We start from the raw sequence: 14,803 nt of genomic DNA, 5'->3' as shown, positions 1-14,803 counted from the left end.
TAATAAGAATTTTAACAATAAATAAAAAATCTCGTAGTTGTATACGAGTTGTGGGGAGAAAATGCGTTATTTACCCAGAAAACGATGCTATTTTGCATTGTTCTTCCTCACCTTTTTCGCTTTGTGTATTGGGGTTATCGAGCTGTTAAATCGAAACCAGCAAGAGCTTCACAAAGAGCGAGTTCAAGTTGAGGCCAAAGAACAACTTTCCATTCTCCGTTCCAATTTGGAAGCGGTACTTATGGCGGATATCTACAAAGCCAGTACTTTAGCGACACTCATTACGTTACTTCCTAAAAACCAAGAAGAAGAATTGAGTATCGCCGCTCACCGAATCCTAAATAAAAGTAAACATATTACAATCATCGGTATCGCGAAAAATGATGTAATTAGTCATGTATTTCCACGCCAAGGTAATGAGCGCCTAATCGGCCTTGATTACCGCGCAGTGCCACAGCAGTGGGTACAGGTGCAAAAAGCCAAGGATGTACAAGAAATTTTCATCGCAGGGCCAGTGACTTTGATTCAAGGTGGCCGAGGTTTGATCGTGCGTGTGCCTGTTTTTCTTGATCCTCCAATGAATCAGGACTACTGGGGAGTGATCAGTGCGGTGATTGATTTCGATGCTCTGATGAGAGAAACCGGCGTAATTGATTTCTCGTATCGTTACCCTTTAATGATCCGTGGTTACGATAGCGGTGGCTCATTTGGTGATGCTTTCTTTGGCGCGCAAAGTGTAAATAGCATGGCATATGCAAAAGAGATGGTTCATTTTCCTTATGGTGGGTGGAGTATGGTGGTTTTCTCTGGAGGCAAAGCTGATCGCCAAATCTCTTGGCATCAGTTGCATTTAGCTAGAGTAATCGGCTATCCCATTATATTCGCACTTAGCCTCGCGCTGTTCGCCATTTATCGACTGTATACCATTGCAGATGACAGAGCTTTACACGATGAACTCACGCGTTTACCAAACCGTCGCTATTTTATGAAGTTTTACAAGCAGCAGTTTGAAATAGCGAAACGTTATAAAAAGCGTTATAGCTTCGCCTTAATTAATATTGACCTAGATAGGTTTAAACACATTAACGACACCTATGGTCACGACGCAGGTGACAAAGTTTTAATCGCTACGGCTGAAAGGGTAAAAAGCTCTCTGCGTAAATCAGACATCGTGGCCAGAATGGGCGGTGATGAGTTTTTAGTTGTAGTCCATCACCCTGGAACGGAAGAAAATGTTCAGTCCCTTCTACAAAAACTTCGATTAGCGCTATGCTCGACGCCCGTCATTTACGATGAAACGCTTATCTATTTGAAAGCCAGTATTGGGTACGCGATATTTGACCCGAAAATGTCATCTCCTGAGCAAATGATGAAAATAGCCGATGAGAGAATGTATCAGCAAAAGCATGGCTGATGAGCCTGAGCCCAGTTTCAATAAGGGGTTAGAAGAGTGGTAAAGTTGGGAGCCCGAAATCTCATCATCATTGAGATACACGAATATGTGACTTCATATGTTCACAGACACTTTGCTGAGAGAGTCGTTATTAGCAGTGCATTAAGTGGCATATTTGCATAACTTTGCATTTTGCAAATGCAGTTTGCGAAATTAATGGTTAATAAAGCAACGATATGCATCTGGATCTACTAAAAAACGGCTTTTTTAAAGTTGGCACGCATCGTGCTTTACTTAGAGTGACCCTTATTAAGCCGAGGGTCACCTAGCCAACTGACGTTGTTAGTGAATACAAATTGTTCACAAGTATATACCGCCAATCACGTTTATTGTGATTGGCGTTTTTTCTTTCTAAAGCCCGATGATATTCACGTCGCTGCCCGTCTCATCAGCTTCTCCGCACTTGCTGTAACAACTAGGTTGTCTTGGACAAACCGCCCCTCTGGAGCAGATTAACCTTGCTTGGGTTTGAATCCCGCGCTCTATCCAGTTGATGTTTAATATCTTAGCGATAGTCGTTAAGTCTTTTTTGATGTGGGGAGGAATAACACTACTTCCGCCGGAAGCGACACAAAGGGACTTAAGTTCTTCCGCTATGGAAACGGCATCGCCACCTTGTGCAGAAATGGCAGGGTTAAGATCAATACCGGCACATAGCACGCGATTATTCCCCGCAGGATCAAATACGTTGACCGATTCGCAGCAGTAGATACGTGGCTCGTCGCCAACATTTAAAATCGAAATTTGCGCTGAACTGGTATCCAAAGGCTGGGAAAGGCGTCGGAATACCGCCCAGTGCTGGCAAGGGTCGTTCACTTTGCGCATGTTACCCCAAGGCAATGGAATACCATTTCCGCGATACACGGCTTTTAACTTGCCAGGGCCATAGGCATCAAAATAGTGCCAATGAGGGTAAGGCGAGACCACCGTCATGCGACGCATTGCAACGGAAGGAGAAACGCCGGCCTTTTTGTGAACATCAATTTCGTAACCGGAGCGATCAAGCAACTGACGAAAGGGTACTTTGGGGCAAAGCAAGGCACCAGCAAAAAAGCTGGACTCAAAATCACGCCAAGCTTGCAGGATATCTTGCGAATTGAGTTCAGAGTTCGACACAGGGCTGTCCATTTGCTCCCAATTGTTTTGATGCCCGATAGATAAAACGTTATTCATTGCATCGCTGCTATGGAGCACTCGATGGCCGATATATACCGCCAAGTCATACTTCAATCGGGTTGGATAGTCACGCATTCGTTTATTGAGATAAATAGTCCCAGGTGGCTCCATGAAAGACGTAATCAACTGTTTGGCGCTGACGCCCAGTTCATCAATCACATCTTGTGGTGCTCGATCTACCCAGCGGATATCCAATCCCATACTCTTTGCAATGTCTACGAGATCTTCTACAGATAGATTCAGCCGCTTCAAGCCGACCTCTTCGGCGGCGCGCTCTAAATCAGGAAAATGGTTTTGATGGTTTTCTTGGTGTGCGCGGATCAGTAAGTGGGCGAATTGACGCCCCGTGATACCTGTTTGGGAGAGCATTTCTGGTATCGCGATTTGAAGAATATCATTGGAGAACAGGAAGCTCGGCTCCAACGCCATGCCACTAATCCCGCCACGATTTCCTTTGTTGGGTGTGATGGCTTCTAATTCGGGTTCATCATCTAAAAACCAAGCAGGATCTTTTTGAAAAACTTCCGCGATCACTTCGAGCATATCGATACTCGGTACGCGTTTTCCGCGCTCAATCATTGAAAGGTAAGAAACCGACGGAGCGTACTCTGGATTAATTCTTACACAACGGGCAGACAAATCTTCCATCGTTAAATGGTTGTTTTTTCTTAGGTTACGAATTTTCGTACCAAGAAAATGAGACTGACGAATAAGGCTTTTTGACACAGACATTTTGTAAAATTCACATTGTAAAATTTTTGTTGTGAAATTGTAGTCAATATTTCGCTAGTCTACATAATGAGCAGGCAAGGAAATTAACCATCCACTTCACAGAATTGCCTGAAACTTAAATAAAGGATTTAAGTTTTTACTCTAGGACGAGTTTTTAAGTGCGAGGATATGACGATGAATATGCTGAACTTCGATAAAAAAGAGATGCAACAACAACAACGCCCATTTATCGCTGAAGCCGTATTTGCCGTCGAAGCGGTAAGTGCTGAGCAGCAGAGTGAGAAACAAGTAAAAGCGAAGCAACTGCTTGACCGCATGTTCCCATTGGAGAACGGGTCGCACCAAGATGTATCAAGTTACGTGATTGATTACCGCCATGTTTTGGCTTATTTCAAAGACGGTACACACAGCGGCCTGAAAAGCCCAAAACACTTCGTGGCGTACACTGGTGAAAAGGAAGATCCAAAATCGATTTTGTTTAAAGATGATTCGGGTAATCATGTAGAAGTGCTGTTTGGCTGTCACAAAGGCACTGGTTGCGTGGAATTAGTGGACATTGACGATATTCAATTGGAAACTCGCACGACGTTTCATCCTGAACTAACTGGCAATGCACCAACCGCGATGCGCCATTGGATAAGTCTAATCAAAGGCGACAAAAAAGGTAAGCCGATGGCATGCAGTGAAGATAAAGAATATACCGCAAAAAATGGTGACGACTACATTCTAAGTTACTGTTACAGCGTCGATTAAGATACTCATGATTGGATACAAAAACCCCGCACTTTACAGCGCGGGGTTTTCTTTTTCATCATAAAAGTCGTTTTCGCTTAGCCAGTTTATTTAAATTGGCATCACGCGGTTACGACCGAGTTGTTTTGCTTCATAAAGCTGTTTATCGGCTTTATTGATTAAGGCTTCAGGCGTATCACCCAGCTCAAATTCTGCTACCCCAAAAGAAGCGGTAATGCTGTGAACTTGTCTGCCTGAGCGCTTATCTCTGATACGCAGTTTTTCTATCATCCGGCGTAGTGTGTCTGCATATTGGCGAGCAATTCGCAGAGATTTGTTAGGTACAATTAACGCGAATTCTTCACCACCAAAACGGTACGCACATATCCCATCTCGACAGCTTTGTTGTAGCCGGCGGGCAATGGCTTTTAACACTGTATCGCCAAAAAGGTGCCCGTAATTGTCGTTAAATGATTTGAAATGATCGATATCAAGCATGATCAAGGTCATTGCCTGATTTGATGCGATAAGTGAAGAGAGATCTTTGTCAAATGCTCGGCGGTTGTATAGGTTTGACAAACCATCGAACAACGCATCTTGCTGTACTTCAGCCAGTTGGTTTTTGAGGCGAGAAATTTCTTCGCTCGCGTTAGTCAATTGGCTATTCAAAAACTTTGTTGAGTGACGAATTTCGTGTGACTCTGCGACAAGTTGACGAATCACCACCATCACTTCTTCAATGCTTAGGCTATTGTCCTCAACTTTTTCCAGTTTATTAAAGCTTTTGTCTACCATCTCAGAAAAGGAGGAAGTATCTGAAATCGTATCGCTCATTGAACTGGATACTTCATGTAGCAGAACTTCTACATTGGTTCTAAGATCTTCAAGGCTGGTTTCTGCTTTGCTGGCCACATAGTTGTTGTAAAGCTGTTTATTGGTTGCTGGCGGGCAAATACCGTAGTTTTCTAACACCGTGTCTAACTCAAAGTTGAGTTCTGGAATGGTCTTGTCAACGTAGGTATACCAAAGCGCGTAGTTGGCTGGCGTGGCAGCAACATGGTTTTTGATCATCAGTGGGACCGCTTTTTTTAAATTAGCGGTTGATTTCTTAAACTCGTCGGTCATTTCTGCGATGGTACTAGCAAAATGGGATTGGGCTTAGATTAACGGATATTAACTAATGTCGCTTTAATTTTTATCACTTTTGCATGGTTTATATAGAAAATGAGTGATTAAGATCGTGATCAATACCGTTGGATTTAAATTTTATAAAATATCAGTATGAAACATGTACAGGCGTTTGGTGGTATTGCGTGTTTTGAGATATCCAGCAAATGGATTCCGTGTGAACGTTAGTAACCTAATGATCGTCAAATTCTCGTTTTCGTATAAAAGCAAGTAAATCAAAAGGCTTAACGTCAGGGTCTCCGTGAAAAGAACTCGTAGACGAAGAATTAACATCTGAGGGTGCGAATTGAAAAAGAAAATAGGACTTTATTGGTTCACGAACGACTTGCGATTGCACGACAACCCACTGTTGAAAAGCGCCAGTGTAGAAATGGACGAGTTGATTTGCTTGTATTGCTACCCTTCAATGACGCCTTACTTGCATCACTTTGCGCAGGAAGTCTCTTTCGGGCGCGCGAAATTGCAGTTTCTCGACTTATCGCTTAGTGAACTCAATCAATCTTTGAATCACCTTGGTCAGCGATTATGGGCGGTTGAACTAACGCCCGATCAAGCAATCAAGTATGCTGTTAATCGCTTCGGCGTCACACATATATATGCTGACGCCTTTCCCGCTTCGGATGAGCAACAAGCGTTAGATCGCGCAGTTGAAGGCGCGTCTCATGTAAAAATAAAACAGCAAGTAATCCGGACCCTGTTAAGGGAAGAACAACTGCCATTTGACTTGAGCAATCTGCCTACGATTTTCACGCAGTTTAGAAAGCAAGTTGAAGGTTTAGACATCTCTCGGCCCCACGAGAGTATCCGTTCGTTACCTCCAATTCCTTTAGGTGTGAATCTTCCTTCCGTTACTGCATATTACTTTGACACAAAAGCTGCGTTTCATGGTGGAGAAAGCCGCGGGCTTGAACATTGTCGCCAGTATTTTGCTTCCACACTAGCCAGTGAATACAAACAAACACGCAACGGTTTAGATGGCATGGATTACTCCACTAAGTTCTCTCCTTGGCTAGCTCATGGGTGTGTTTCTCCGAAAACTATTTATGCCATGTTGAAACGTTATGAAGCGGAGAATGGTGCAAATGATTCAACCTACTGGATTTACTTCGAACTGCTTTGGCGTGAATACTTTTATTGGTATGCCCGTCGACACAAGCGACAGCTCTTCCGATTCGGTGGCATCCAAAATCGAGCACCACTCACCAGCTTTTACGCGCACCGTTTTCAACAATGGAAGAAAGGTGAAACGCCATTTCCTATCGTCAATGCGTGTATGCACCAACTTAATGAAACGGGTTATATGTCGAATCGTGGCAGACAGTTAGTCGCCAGTTGTTTGGTGCATGAACTTGGCCTTGATTGGCGTTATGGCGCGGCGTACTTTGAGTCACAACTGGTTGATTACGATGTGGCATCAAACTGGGGAAATTGGCAATACCTAGCGGGCGTTGGTGCTGATCCGCGTGGTTCACGACAATTCAACCTCGACAAGCAAACCGAAATGTACGATCCGCACATGGAGTTCATCGATAGGTGGCAAGGTCGTTGTGCTGGCGCGCATTTGGATAGTGTAGACATGGTCGATTGGCCTATCGTAATGGGCAGCAGTGACAAAGCTTCGTCATCGGAGAAACCGTAATGCAATTTGAAACCGTACGATTGATCTTGGGCGATCAACTTAACAGTGAGCACTCTTGGTTTCAGCAACCGGATGAGCAAGTGCTTTACCTGATTGCGGAGCTCAAGCAAGAGAATACTTACGTCACGCATCATATTCAGAAAGTGTGTGCGTTCTTTTCTGCAATGGAACAGTTTGCGAAAGAGCGTCAGAGTGAAGGTCATCAAGTTCTGCATCACACACTGGATGACACACAATCCTTCGACGATCTTGAGCAAGTCTTGCAACACTACGCGAGTGAAGTTGGTGCAAGTAAGTTTGAATATCAACGCCCGGATGAATACCGTCTGCTGGAGCAGTTAGCCAAACTAAAGCTTGATGGGGTCGTGACGCGTTGTGTCGATTCGGAGCACTTTTTGTTGCCGTTTGAGGAAATAGAATCGCAGTTTCCTCAAGGCAAACACATCATGATGGAGCACTTTTACCGCCGGATGCGCAAGCGCTTCGACATCTTGATGCAAGACGGAAAGCCCGTCGGCGGAAAATGGAATTACGATGCCAATAATCGTAACAAGCTCAAAGCCAAAGACATTGAACAACTGCCACAACCTTTGATGTTCAGTACCGACGTGCGCGATATTACTGAGCGGTTGGCACGACATGACATCAAAACTATCGGAAATCTTGAAGGAGACTTGTTGTGGCCGATTAATCGCGCGCAAAGCCTCTCTTTACTCGCGCATTTCTGCCAAGTCTGTCTGCCGTTATTTGGACGTTTTCAAGATGCCATGACAGGCCAGCACGATGCTAAGTGGAGCTTGTATCACAGCCGAATTTCATTCTCGCTTAACAGCAAATTGCTGCACCCGAGAGAAGTCATTGATGCTTCACTCAAGGCATTTCATTCCAACGCAGACATCGACATTTCTCAAGTCGAAGGGTTTATTCGCCAAATCTTAGGATGGCGAGAATACATCAGAGGTGTCTACTGGGCGAATATGCCTCATTACCCGAAAAAGAATGAGTTGGGCGCAGACAGAAAGCTGCCAGATTTCTTCTGGAATGGTGAAACTAAAATGGCCTGTATGCGCAATGCAATTGGTCAGTCCCTCGATTACGCCTACGCACACCACATTCAACGTTTGATGGTCACAGGTAACTTTTGTTTGCTAACCGAGATAGATCCAGACCAAGTGGATGAGTGGTATCTCGGTATCTATGTGGATGCAATTGAGTGGGTAGAAATGCCGAACACTCGTGGCATGGCGTTGTTTGCGGATGGCGGCATTGTTGGCACCAAACCTTATGCGGCGAGTGGCTCTTACATCAACAAGATGAGCGACTATTGCAAAGGCTGCCATTACGACAATAAAGCGCGCAGTGGGGAAGGATCGTGTCCGTTTAACAGTCTTTATTGGCGCTTTATGAACAAGCACGACAAGCGTCTCGCAACCAATCCACGAATCGGGATGATTTTCCGCTCTTGGGACAACATGGAAGAACAGCAGCGCCAAGCGATACTCGATACCGCAGAGCATTACATAGAAAACGTGGAGAACTTGTGATGGAAATACTCATCGTCGGTGGCAATGGTGGAATTGGTTTGGCGATGGTTCAAGAAGCCGCAGCTCGGTTCCCTCAAGAGCACGTGCATGCCACTTATCGTAAGCAGCAACCAGATTGGCAACATCCAAATGTCGTTTGGCATCAAGTGGATGTATCGCAAGACGAGCAGGTAAAAGCGTTCAGTGAGCAGATTGAACACGTCGATTGGTTAGTGAACTGCGTTGGTATGTTGCACACCCAAGAGAAAGGCCCTGAGAAGAATCTTAATTCGCTCGACGCTGACTTTTTTCAGCAAACCATCACGGTTAATACTTTGCCAAGTTTGCTGTTGGCGAAATACTTCACGCCCAAACTAAAATGCAGTACTGCACCTAAGTTTGCGACCATTTCAGCCAAAGTTGGCAGCATTAGCGATAATCAGTTAGGTGGTTGGTACAGCTATCGAGCATCGAAAGCCGCATTAAACATGTTCCTCAAAACCATGTCGATCGAATGGCAAAGAATGGTCAAACATGGCACGGTGCTGTCACTTCACCCAGGTACTACAGACACCGCTTTGTCGGCACCTTTTCAAACCAATGTGCCAGAGGGAAAGCTGTTCACACCAGAGCGAGTCGCAAAGGATTTATTAGGCTTGTTAGAAAAAGCAACTCCGCAAGATAGCGGGGCGTTTTGGGCTTATGATGGGACGTTATTACCTTGGTAAGAGAACGCGTACAAACGTTAATACAAAGGGAATAACATACTCCAGAGAGGGTCGGAGTGACCTACGTTTTCGTTGATTTATTTCTTCGGCAACGCTCAGAACAATAAACGATTTCCTCCCAATTTCGCGCCCACTTCTTTCTCCAAGAAAATGGGCGCTGACAGACCGGACAGACTTTCATGGGAAGGTTGGCTTTAAAACCTTTCATCACGCTGAATGTTCACTCCTAATTTGGTTAAAACTACTTATCAAATAGGTACAGGTAATCGCCGTAGCCTAAACTCGCCATCTTGTTCACAGGTACAAATTTCATCGCAGCAGAGTTCATGCAGTAGCGTAATCCTGTTGGCTTCGGACCGTCTTTAAAAACATGACCAAGGTGAGAATCGCCAAACTTACTGCGAACTTCCGTTCTTGGATAAATCAGCTTGTAATCGGTTTTTTCAACGATGTAACCTGGGTTGATTGGTCGAGTAAAGCTTGGCCAACCTGTGCCAGATTTGTATTTATCAGTAGAAGAAAATAGCGGTTCACCGGTCACAATATCAACATAAATTCCCGCTTCTTTGTTGTCCCAGTATTCATTATCAAACGGACGCTCCGTGCCTTCTTCTTGCGTCACGTAATACTGTAGCTCTGTTAAGTTTGATTTGATTTCAGACTGAGCAGGCTTACTGTACGCTTTCACTTTCGAAAGCAGCTTTTTTTCTTCAATCAACTGTCGAAGTGTTTTAGGACTTTCTTTTCGATCTTCACCAAACACTTCGTCGAGGTATTTATCGCGACCTGATGCGTAGCGGTAGTATTTGTACTTTAGGCTACTCTTCTTGTAGTAATCCTGATGGTACGACTCCGCAGGGTAAAACTTTTCAAACTCGATCAGCTCTGTTTTCAACGGTTTTGGATAGATCATCGCCTTGTCGATTTCCATCATAAACTGCTTAGCAATCTGCTTTTGCTCCGCATTATGATAGAAGATCGCCGGACGGTATTGAGGACCACGGTCAACAAATGAACCTTTATCGTCGGTAGGGTCGATATGTCGGAAGAAGTAATCCAGCACTTGTTCGTAGTTCACAACAGCAGGATCGTACTTCACCTCAATCACTTCAATATGACCAGATTTACCAGAAGAGACTTGGCGGTAAGTCGGGTCTTCAACATGACCACCAGAATAGCCTGATACGACATCGACTACGCCGGGCAGTTGCTCTAAATCCGATTCTGTACACCAGAAACAACCGCCAGCTAGCGTTGCGATTCTTGTATTCTCTGAAGCCTTCAGCTTATCCATCGTATCGGCGGTACCTGTTTTACTCAATAGTAGAAACAAGACTGGAAGTGCGAAGGAGAAACCGGCCAATAACTTAGACATATTCTTCATAGCTACCTCATCGTTATTTTTGTAGAAAGTGTTACTTGAATAAAAAGTGTTACGTATAGAGAAAGGTAACCGAGCGAAAAAATTACAGTAATGTTGAAAATTCCGTTGCCCTTTTATGCGATAGAGCTAAAGTATCGACAAGAAACACACCGCTAGTAAGGGCAACGATGCCTTGAATAAGCGATGCTAAATGAGGTAAATCATGCAAGCTGAAGTTAAATGGATAGAAGATTTTAAATTCCTTGGGCAATCTCAGTCGGGCCACTCCGTAGTGATGGATGGCAATGGTGGTGCAACCGCACCAAGCCCAATGGAAATGGTACTAATGGCTGCTGGTGGCTGTAGCTCTGTCGATGTTGTTGATGGTTTGAAAACAGCAAGCCAAAAGGTTTCGTCAGTTAATGCCAAGCTAACCACAGAGCGTCGTGAAACCGCACCGCGTATCTTTACGCAAGTGAATATCCACTTTGAAGTGTCAGGTGACGAGCTTGACCCAGAAGTCGTAGCAAAAGTGGCGGCTGACTCGCTAGAAAAATACTGCTCGGTTTGCTTAATGCTAGGCGAAGGTGTTGAGATGACCCACAGTTGGGAAATTGTGTAAGTCGACAAACTCCACAAAATATCAAAACAGGAAAGAGAAAAGTCCGGGCTTTTCTCTTTTTTTATTTCGCAATTCACGTACCTTGTGAAGAATCTGAAAGCAGTAATTGCAGGTTGTAGGAGTCTTCCAGTGACAGAACTAGAAAAAATGATGTCTGGCCAGGTCTTTGATGGCATGGACAAAGAAATTGACGCCATTAGAAGCCATGCTCTTCAAGCACTTAGAGCACTTAATAATAACACCGACGAAAGTCAGCGCGACGAATTGCAAAAGCAGCTATTTGGCAAGGTAGGCCGTTGTATTGTCCAGTCCCCTTTTCATTGTGAATTTGGTAAGACCATCGAAATAGGTGAAGAAACCTTTATCAACATGAACGTGGTCATGCTCGATGGCGCCAAAATTACCATCGGGAACCACGTGCTCATTGGACCGAGCGTGCAATTCTATACCGCTTCTCATTCTGTTGATTACCGCAGTCGCCGACGTTGGGAAACGTTTTGTAAACCCATCACGATTGAAGATGATGTGTGGATTGGCGGAAATTCCGTTATTAACCAAGGTGTAACAGTTGGCGCTCGCTCGGTGATTGCAGCGAACTCGGTAGTCAACCATGATGTGCCGCCAGATTGTCTATACGGAGGCACGCCAGCTAAGTTGATTCGTCGTCTCAACGAAGAAGAGTAGAGATCAGTATGCAATAACACTGGCGATTAGAGAGTTCTGACTGAGCTCTCTTCGTCGAGTACATCGTTATATTTTAATGTTAATTCCTCATTCAATTGCTAAAAGAATGGCCCCAATTGATAAAGTCAGGGCAACGATAACAGAGTTCACAATAATAATACCCAGTAATAGAATCGACAAATAACGATACCATTCTGGTACTTCTCTAGAAATATTAGGTAATTTTCGCTTTTTACCTGAGCTAGGTTGAACGATTAAACGAACAAACATCAATGTTCGGAAAAATGCGTAAGGCCAACCTCCAAATATAGTTGGTCGTGTATAAAATGGATAACGTGTAATGGCGAGATGTAAGCCTTGCACAACTAACAAAGGTTGGTTAAACAAGGCTAATAGTCGGTTATGGATGAATAACGATTTGTTGCTCCTCAGTCATCACAAGTGTCGCTTTGCTTTGTTCGATAAGTTGGGCAGCATAAGAAGGGGTAACGGCCTGCATATCACCTTTAGATCGAAGAGTTAAAGACTCCCACGCTTGATCTCTATATTTCCCTGCTTGGGTGTATTGAATCAGTACTTTCATAGCTTCACGCTCCGGTGTGGTTGACGTGCTACTTAAGTTAACGATCTTAGGTTGGTTGCGCATCTGTTAAAAATGAAACATTAGTTTAACCAAGTGTGCCTTTCCAAATATCGCGCATTGGGCAGAGCAATTTAGAATCCTTGTGATGAAGGGATGAAAAACACTCAATCTTTCGATTCATACTGCGCAATATAATGTTTGAGAGATTTGGTTTCCGCACTCTGAAACTCTTCATCGTGCATACGCAGTGCTTGGATACGGTCGAGGCGGAACTGGCGGTAGTCATCGCGCAATTCGCACCAGGCGACCAGCGTCCAGACTTTGCCCCAAAAGAACTGGCCTAACGGTTGGATTTTTCTTTCGGTCACTTGTCCGCTTTCATCTTGGTAATCCAAACTGACCTTAAACTGATGATCAATCGCGTGGCGCAGAAGCTGCCCTCGTTTGGCAGTCTCGGATTGGGTGTGATAATCGGGCACAATCAGCGGACAATCTTCCACTTGTTGTTTGAGCTTATCGGGCAATACCGAAAGTATTTTGGTGGACGCAGAGTGAGACGCTTCGGCGAGTTCAACATCCGACCAGGCTCGAACCATCCGCATACCCAGTTCAAGCGCCATCATCTCTTTTTCTGAGAACATCAAAGGCGGCAGATGAGAGCCAGCTTGCAACAAGTAGCCGACACCTGCTTCACCTTGAATAGGAACACCAGAACTAAGCAACGACTGAATATCGCGATAAATCGTACGTTCGCTAACTTCCATTCTTTCTGCGAGCTCTTTGGCTGTCACGGCGTAACGCTTTGCGCGCAAAAGCGTCAGTAGCTCAAACAGTCGTTCTGATTTGCTCATGATGTTCCTTATCTAGACCTACTGGTTGTTAGTGGTAGTGTGGCTGATTACTTCTCTAGCTCACTGCACATTTTTAAGTTGTGATGTTTAGGCTCGAAGCTTTCGCAGTCAATCATTGATAACAGAGGCTGAAATTCAACGGCTTGCTTAATCTGTTTTCCCGCCTGTTTTGCATCGTCCATTGAACGCCAGTAAATGATGTCTGTCCACACACCGTCCGTCGCTTCGTGACTGAGCGATCGGTACAAAAAGCCCGGCAGATTCTTCACAAACGTTTGTGACTGTTTGGCAGCGGCGATCACGTCTTGCTCTGTTGTGCCTGCGGTTAGACGAAATTGCACAGTTTCGATAACGGTTTCCATATTGTGACTCCTTATTGGTTTTGGCGGATTGCCTGTTGAGTTCCAAATAAGGTTACGCGGATGGAATGTCAGAACATGTCAGTAGTGAAATCTCACTCACTTATCATCAATATGGTTATTTTTCTGGGCTGTTGTAACGATCCCAGTAAGGTAAATCTGTACCGAGTTTTTCGCTGATAAAATCGATAAAGGCTCTTACTTTCAACGGCATGTGCTTGCGCTCAGGAAAAACCGCATAAATGGCGTGTTCTGGTAGAGAGTACTCTTCCATCACCGGTTTTAGATTTCCTGCGGCAAAGTCTCTTCCTGCAATAAATGTTGGCAGTTGCGCAATGCCCGAACCTCTTAACAGCAACTGGCGAATGGCTTCGCTGTTATTGACGATAAAGTTTCCTTTTGGAAGTACCTTGTATTCGCTGCCGTTGTTGATGAACATCCATTCGACGCCGCCACGGAAATAGGAGTAGCGCAGGCAGTTGTGACCGACTAAATCACTTGGTTTTTGTGGTGTTCCAAACTCCGCTAAGTAATCCGGTGAGGCACAAAGCACACTTTTACAAGGGGCGAGACGTTTTGCGATTAGATTGGAAGAGGTGAGTTCACCAATACGGATCCCCAAATCAAAACCGTCTTTAACCAAATTGACCATTTTGTCTTCGAGGTTTAAATCCACTTCAATTTTCGGGTAACGAGCGAGAAACTCGCTGATCAAAGGCGCGATATGCAGCACACCGAAAGACATCGGCACGGTAATTTTGAGCCGACCTTGTGGAGATCCTTGCAGCTCCGATACCGCGTCTACACCTTGTTGGGCCAGGTTGAGCGCTTGAGAAGCGTACTCAAAATAGCGTTCTCCTGCTTCGGTCAGGCTCAGCTTACGCGTAGTTCGATTAAGGAGACGAATGCCCAAATCGTCTTCTAGTTGGTTGATGCGTTTACTGATCGCCGATTTCGTCAGATTCAGCTGTTTGGCCGCAAGGGAAAAGCTGCCGCATTCGACAACAGCAACAAAAACAGGCAGGGAGGCAATCGCGTTCACATCAATCTCCTATTATCGTGAAGCATTTATTGTTGAGCATAAGGATACAATTAATTTCCAATTATAGAGATTATCTTCAAGAAGAAAACAATCTAGACTATGCACCAGTATTACGACCTTGATTTTGG

General features: G+C 44.6%; 16 protein-coding genes. 7 read left to right on the top strand and 9 right to left on the bottom strand.

What is annotated here, in order from left to right:
* Positions 1–61 precede the first annotated feature (61 nt).
* On the top strand, positions 62–1,414 hold the full coding sequence (locus tag R7035_RS05725) for a diguanylate cyclase (RefSeq protein WP_318146009.1): 1,353 nt from the start codon (positions 62–64) through the stop codon (positions 1,412–1,414).
* A gap of 390 nt (positions 1,415–1,804) precedes the next feature.
* On the opposite strand, the gene R7035_RS05720 is transcribed toward R7035_RS05725, so the two are convergent.
* Positions 1,805–3,361 (bottom strand): DUF3612 domain-containing protein, encoded by a 1,557-nt coding sequence (locus R7035_RS05720; protein ID WP_080773721.1) that lies wholly within the window; start codon positions 3,359–3,361, stop codon positions 1,805–1,807.
* A gap of 174 nt (positions 3,362–3,535) precedes the next feature.
* Between R7035_RS05720 and R7035_RS05715 the strand changes: the two genes are divergently transcribed.
* The gene (locus R7035_RS05715; protein ID WP_005374156.1) at positions 3,536–4,114 is read left to right on the top strand and encodes a malate synthase; all 579 of its coding nucleotides are present in this window, start codon (positions 3,536–3,538) and stop codon (positions 4,112–4,114) included.
* A gap of 90 nt (positions 4,115–4,204) precedes the next feature.
* Here the strand turns inward: R7035_RS05715 and R7035_RS05710 are convergent, their stop codons facing one another.
* Positions 4,205–5,218 carry a GGDEF domain-containing protein gene (locus R7035_RS05710; protein ID WP_318146008.1) on the bottom strand — a complete coding sequence of 338 codons (1,014 nt, stop codon included), beginning with the start codon at positions 5,216–5,218 and terminating at the stop codon, positions 4,205–4,207.
* A gap of 349 nt (positions 5,219–5,567) precedes the next feature.
* Between R7035_RS05710 and R7035_RS05705 the strand changes: the two genes are divergently transcribed.
* Genes R7035_RS05705 through R7035_RS05695 form a run of 3 tightly spaced genes read left to right on the top strand, consistent with a single transcriptional unit; the run spans position 5,568 to position 9,171 of the window.
* Positions 5,568–6,920, top strand: coding sequence for a DASH family cryptochrome (locus tag R7035_RS05705; RefSeq protein ID WP_318146007.1), 1,353 nt, complete (start codon positions 5,568–5,570; stop codon positions 6,918–6,920).
* Positions 6,920–8,464, top strand: coding sequence for a cryptochrome/photolyase family protein (locus R7035_RS05700; RefSeq protein WP_318146006.1), 1,545 nt, complete (start codon positions 6,920–6,922; stop codon positions 8,462–8,464). Before R7035_RS05705 ends, R7035_RS05700 begins: the two co-directional genes overlap by 1 nt.
* A complete protein-coding gene (locus R7035_RS05695) occupies positions 8,464–9,171 on the top strand; it encodes an SDR family oxidoreductase (RefSeq protein WP_318146005.1) in 708 nt (235 codons plus the stop codon). The genes R7035_RS05700 and R7035_RS05695 overlap by 1 nt, the downstream gene beginning before the upstream one ends.
* A 61-nt stretch (positions 9,172–9,232) precedes the next feature.
* Here the strand turns inward: R7035_RS05695 and R7035_RS05690 are convergent, their stop codons facing one another.
* Both R7035_RS05690 and msrB read right to left on the bottom strand, forming a co-directional pair.
* Positions 9,233–9,379 carry a DUF2256 domain-containing protein gene (locus R7035_RS05690; protein WP_318146018.1) on the bottom strand — a complete coding sequence of 49 codons (147 nt, stop codon included), beginning with the start codon at positions 9,377–9,379 and terminating at the stop codon, positions 9,233–9,235.
* Positions 9,380–9,412: 33 nt separating this feature from the next.
* Positions 9,413–10,555 (bottom strand): peptide-methionine (R)-S-oxide reductase MsrB, encoded by a 1,143-nt coding sequence (gene msrB / locus R7035_RS05685; protein WP_318146004.1) that lies wholly within the window; start codon positions 10,553–10,555, stop codon positions 9,413–9,415.
* 202 nt (positions 10,556–10,757) lie between these two features.
* Here msrB and R7035_RS05680 point away from each other — a divergent pair, with 202 nt between their 5' ends.
* Together R7035_RS05680 and R7035_RS05675 are read left to right on the top strand one after the other, a co-directional pair.
* Positions 10,758–11,156 (top strand): OsmC family protein, encoded by a 399-nt coding sequence (locus tag R7035_RS05680; protein WP_318146003.1) that lies wholly within the window; start codon positions 10,758–10,760, stop codon positions 11,154–11,156.
* Positions 11,157–11,285: 129 nt separating this feature from the next.
* Positions 11,286–11,840, top strand: coding sequence for a sugar O-acetyltransferase (locus R7035_RS05675; RefSeq protein WP_031780875.1), 555 nt, complete (start codon positions 11,286–11,288; stop codon positions 11,838–11,840).
* An 87-nt stretch (positions 11,841–11,927) separates the two neighbouring features.
* On the opposite strand, the gene R7035_RS05670 is transcribed toward R7035_RS05675, so the two are convergent.
* The 5 genes from R7035_RS05670 to R7035_RS05650 form a co-directional block, all read right to left on the bottom strand.
* Positions 11,928–12,227, bottom strand: a complete 300-nt coding sequence (locus R7035_RS05670) for a hypothetical protein (protein ID WP_318146002.1) — start codon at positions 12,225–12,227, stop codon at positions 11,928–11,930.
* A 13-nt stretch (positions 12,228–12,240) separates the two neighbouring features.
* Complete coding sequence (locus R7035_RS05665) at positions 12,241–12,423, bottom strand: hypothetical protein (RefSeq protein ID WP_021035913.1); 183 nt, start codon at positions 12,421–12,423, stop codon at positions 12,241–12,243.
* Positions 12,424–12,587: 164 nt separating this feature from the next.
* Complete coding sequence (locus R7035_RS05660) at positions 12,588–13,274, bottom strand: helix-turn-helix transcriptional regulator (RefSeq protein ID WP_005374113.1); 687 nt, start codon at positions 13,272–13,274, stop codon at positions 12,588–12,590.
* Positions 13,275–13,321: 47 nt separating this feature from the next.
* Positions 13,322–13,636: a hypothetical protein gene (locus R7035_RS05655; protein WP_318146001.1), complete on the bottom strand. Its 315-nt coding sequence runs from the start codon at positions 13,634–13,636 to the stop codon at positions 13,322–13,324.
* A gap of 115 nt (positions 13,637–13,751) precedes the next feature.
* Positions 13,752–14,675, bottom strand: coding sequence for a LysR family transcriptional regulator (locus R7035_RS05650; RefSeq protein WP_318146000.1), 924 nt, complete (start codon positions 14,673–14,675; stop codon positions 13,752–13,754).
* Between the last annotated feature and the right edge of the window lie 128 nt (positions 14,676–14,803).

Source organism: Vibrio sp. 1731, assembly GCF_033339955.1.
Lineage (GTDB): Bacteria > Pseudomonadota > Gammaproteobacteria > Enterobacterales > Vibrionaceae > Vibrio > Vibrio alginolyticus.
Note: the sequence above shows the minus strand (reverse complement) of the source record. Positions and strands in the feature narration are given on the sequence as shown.

Excerpts from the sequence above, each read along its gene's own strand:
- R7035_RS05725 (WP_318146009.1), top strand. The coding sequence starts at position 62 with ATGCGTTATTTACCCAGAAAACGATGCTATTTTGCATTGTTCTTCCTC.
- R7035_RS05720 (WP_080773721.1), bottom strand. The coding sequence starts at position 3,361 with ATGTCTGTGTCAAAAAGCCTTATTCGTCAGTCTCATTTTCTTGGTACG.
- R7035_RS05715 (WP_005374156.1), top strand. The coding sequence starts at position 3,536 with ATGAATATGCTGAACTTCGATAAAAAAGAGATGCAACAACAACAACGC.
- R7035_RS05710 (WP_318146008.1), bottom strand. The coding sequence starts at position 5,218 with ATGACCGACGAGTTTAAGAAATCAACCGCTAATTTAAAAAAAGCGGTC.
- R7035_RS05700 (WP_318146006.1), top strand. The coding sequence starts at position 6,920 with ATGCAATTTGAAACCGTACGATTGATCTTGGGCGATCAACTTAACAGT.
- R7035_RS05695 (WP_318146005.1), top strand. The coding sequence starts at position 8,464 with ATGGAAATACTCATCGTCGGTGGCAATGGTGGAATTGGTTTGGCGATG.
- R7035_RS05690 (WP_318146018.1), bottom strand. The coding sequence starts at position 9,379 with ATGAAAGGTTTTAAAGCCAACCTTCCCATGAAAGTCTGTCCGGTCTGT.
- msrB (WP_318146004.1), bottom strand. The coding sequence starts at position 10,555 with ATGAAGAATATGTCTAAGTTATTGGCCGGTTTCTCCTTCGCACTTCCA.
- R7035_RS05680 (WP_318146003.1), top strand. The coding sequence starts at position 10,758 with ATGCAAGCTGAAGTTAAATGGATAGAAGATTTTAAATTCCTTGGGCAA.
- R7035_RS05665 (WP_021035913.1), bottom strand. The coding sequence starts at position 12,423 with ATGAAAGTACTGATTCAATACACCCAAGCAGGGAAATATAGAGATCAA.
- R7035_RS05660 (WP_005374113.1), bottom strand. The coding sequence starts at position 13,274 with ATGAGCAAATCAGAACGACTGTTTGAGCTACTGACGCTTTTGCGCGCA.
- R7035_RS05655 (WP_318146001.1), bottom strand. The coding sequence starts at position 13,636 with ATGGAAACCGTTATCGAAACTGTGCAATTTCGTCTAACCGCAGGCACA.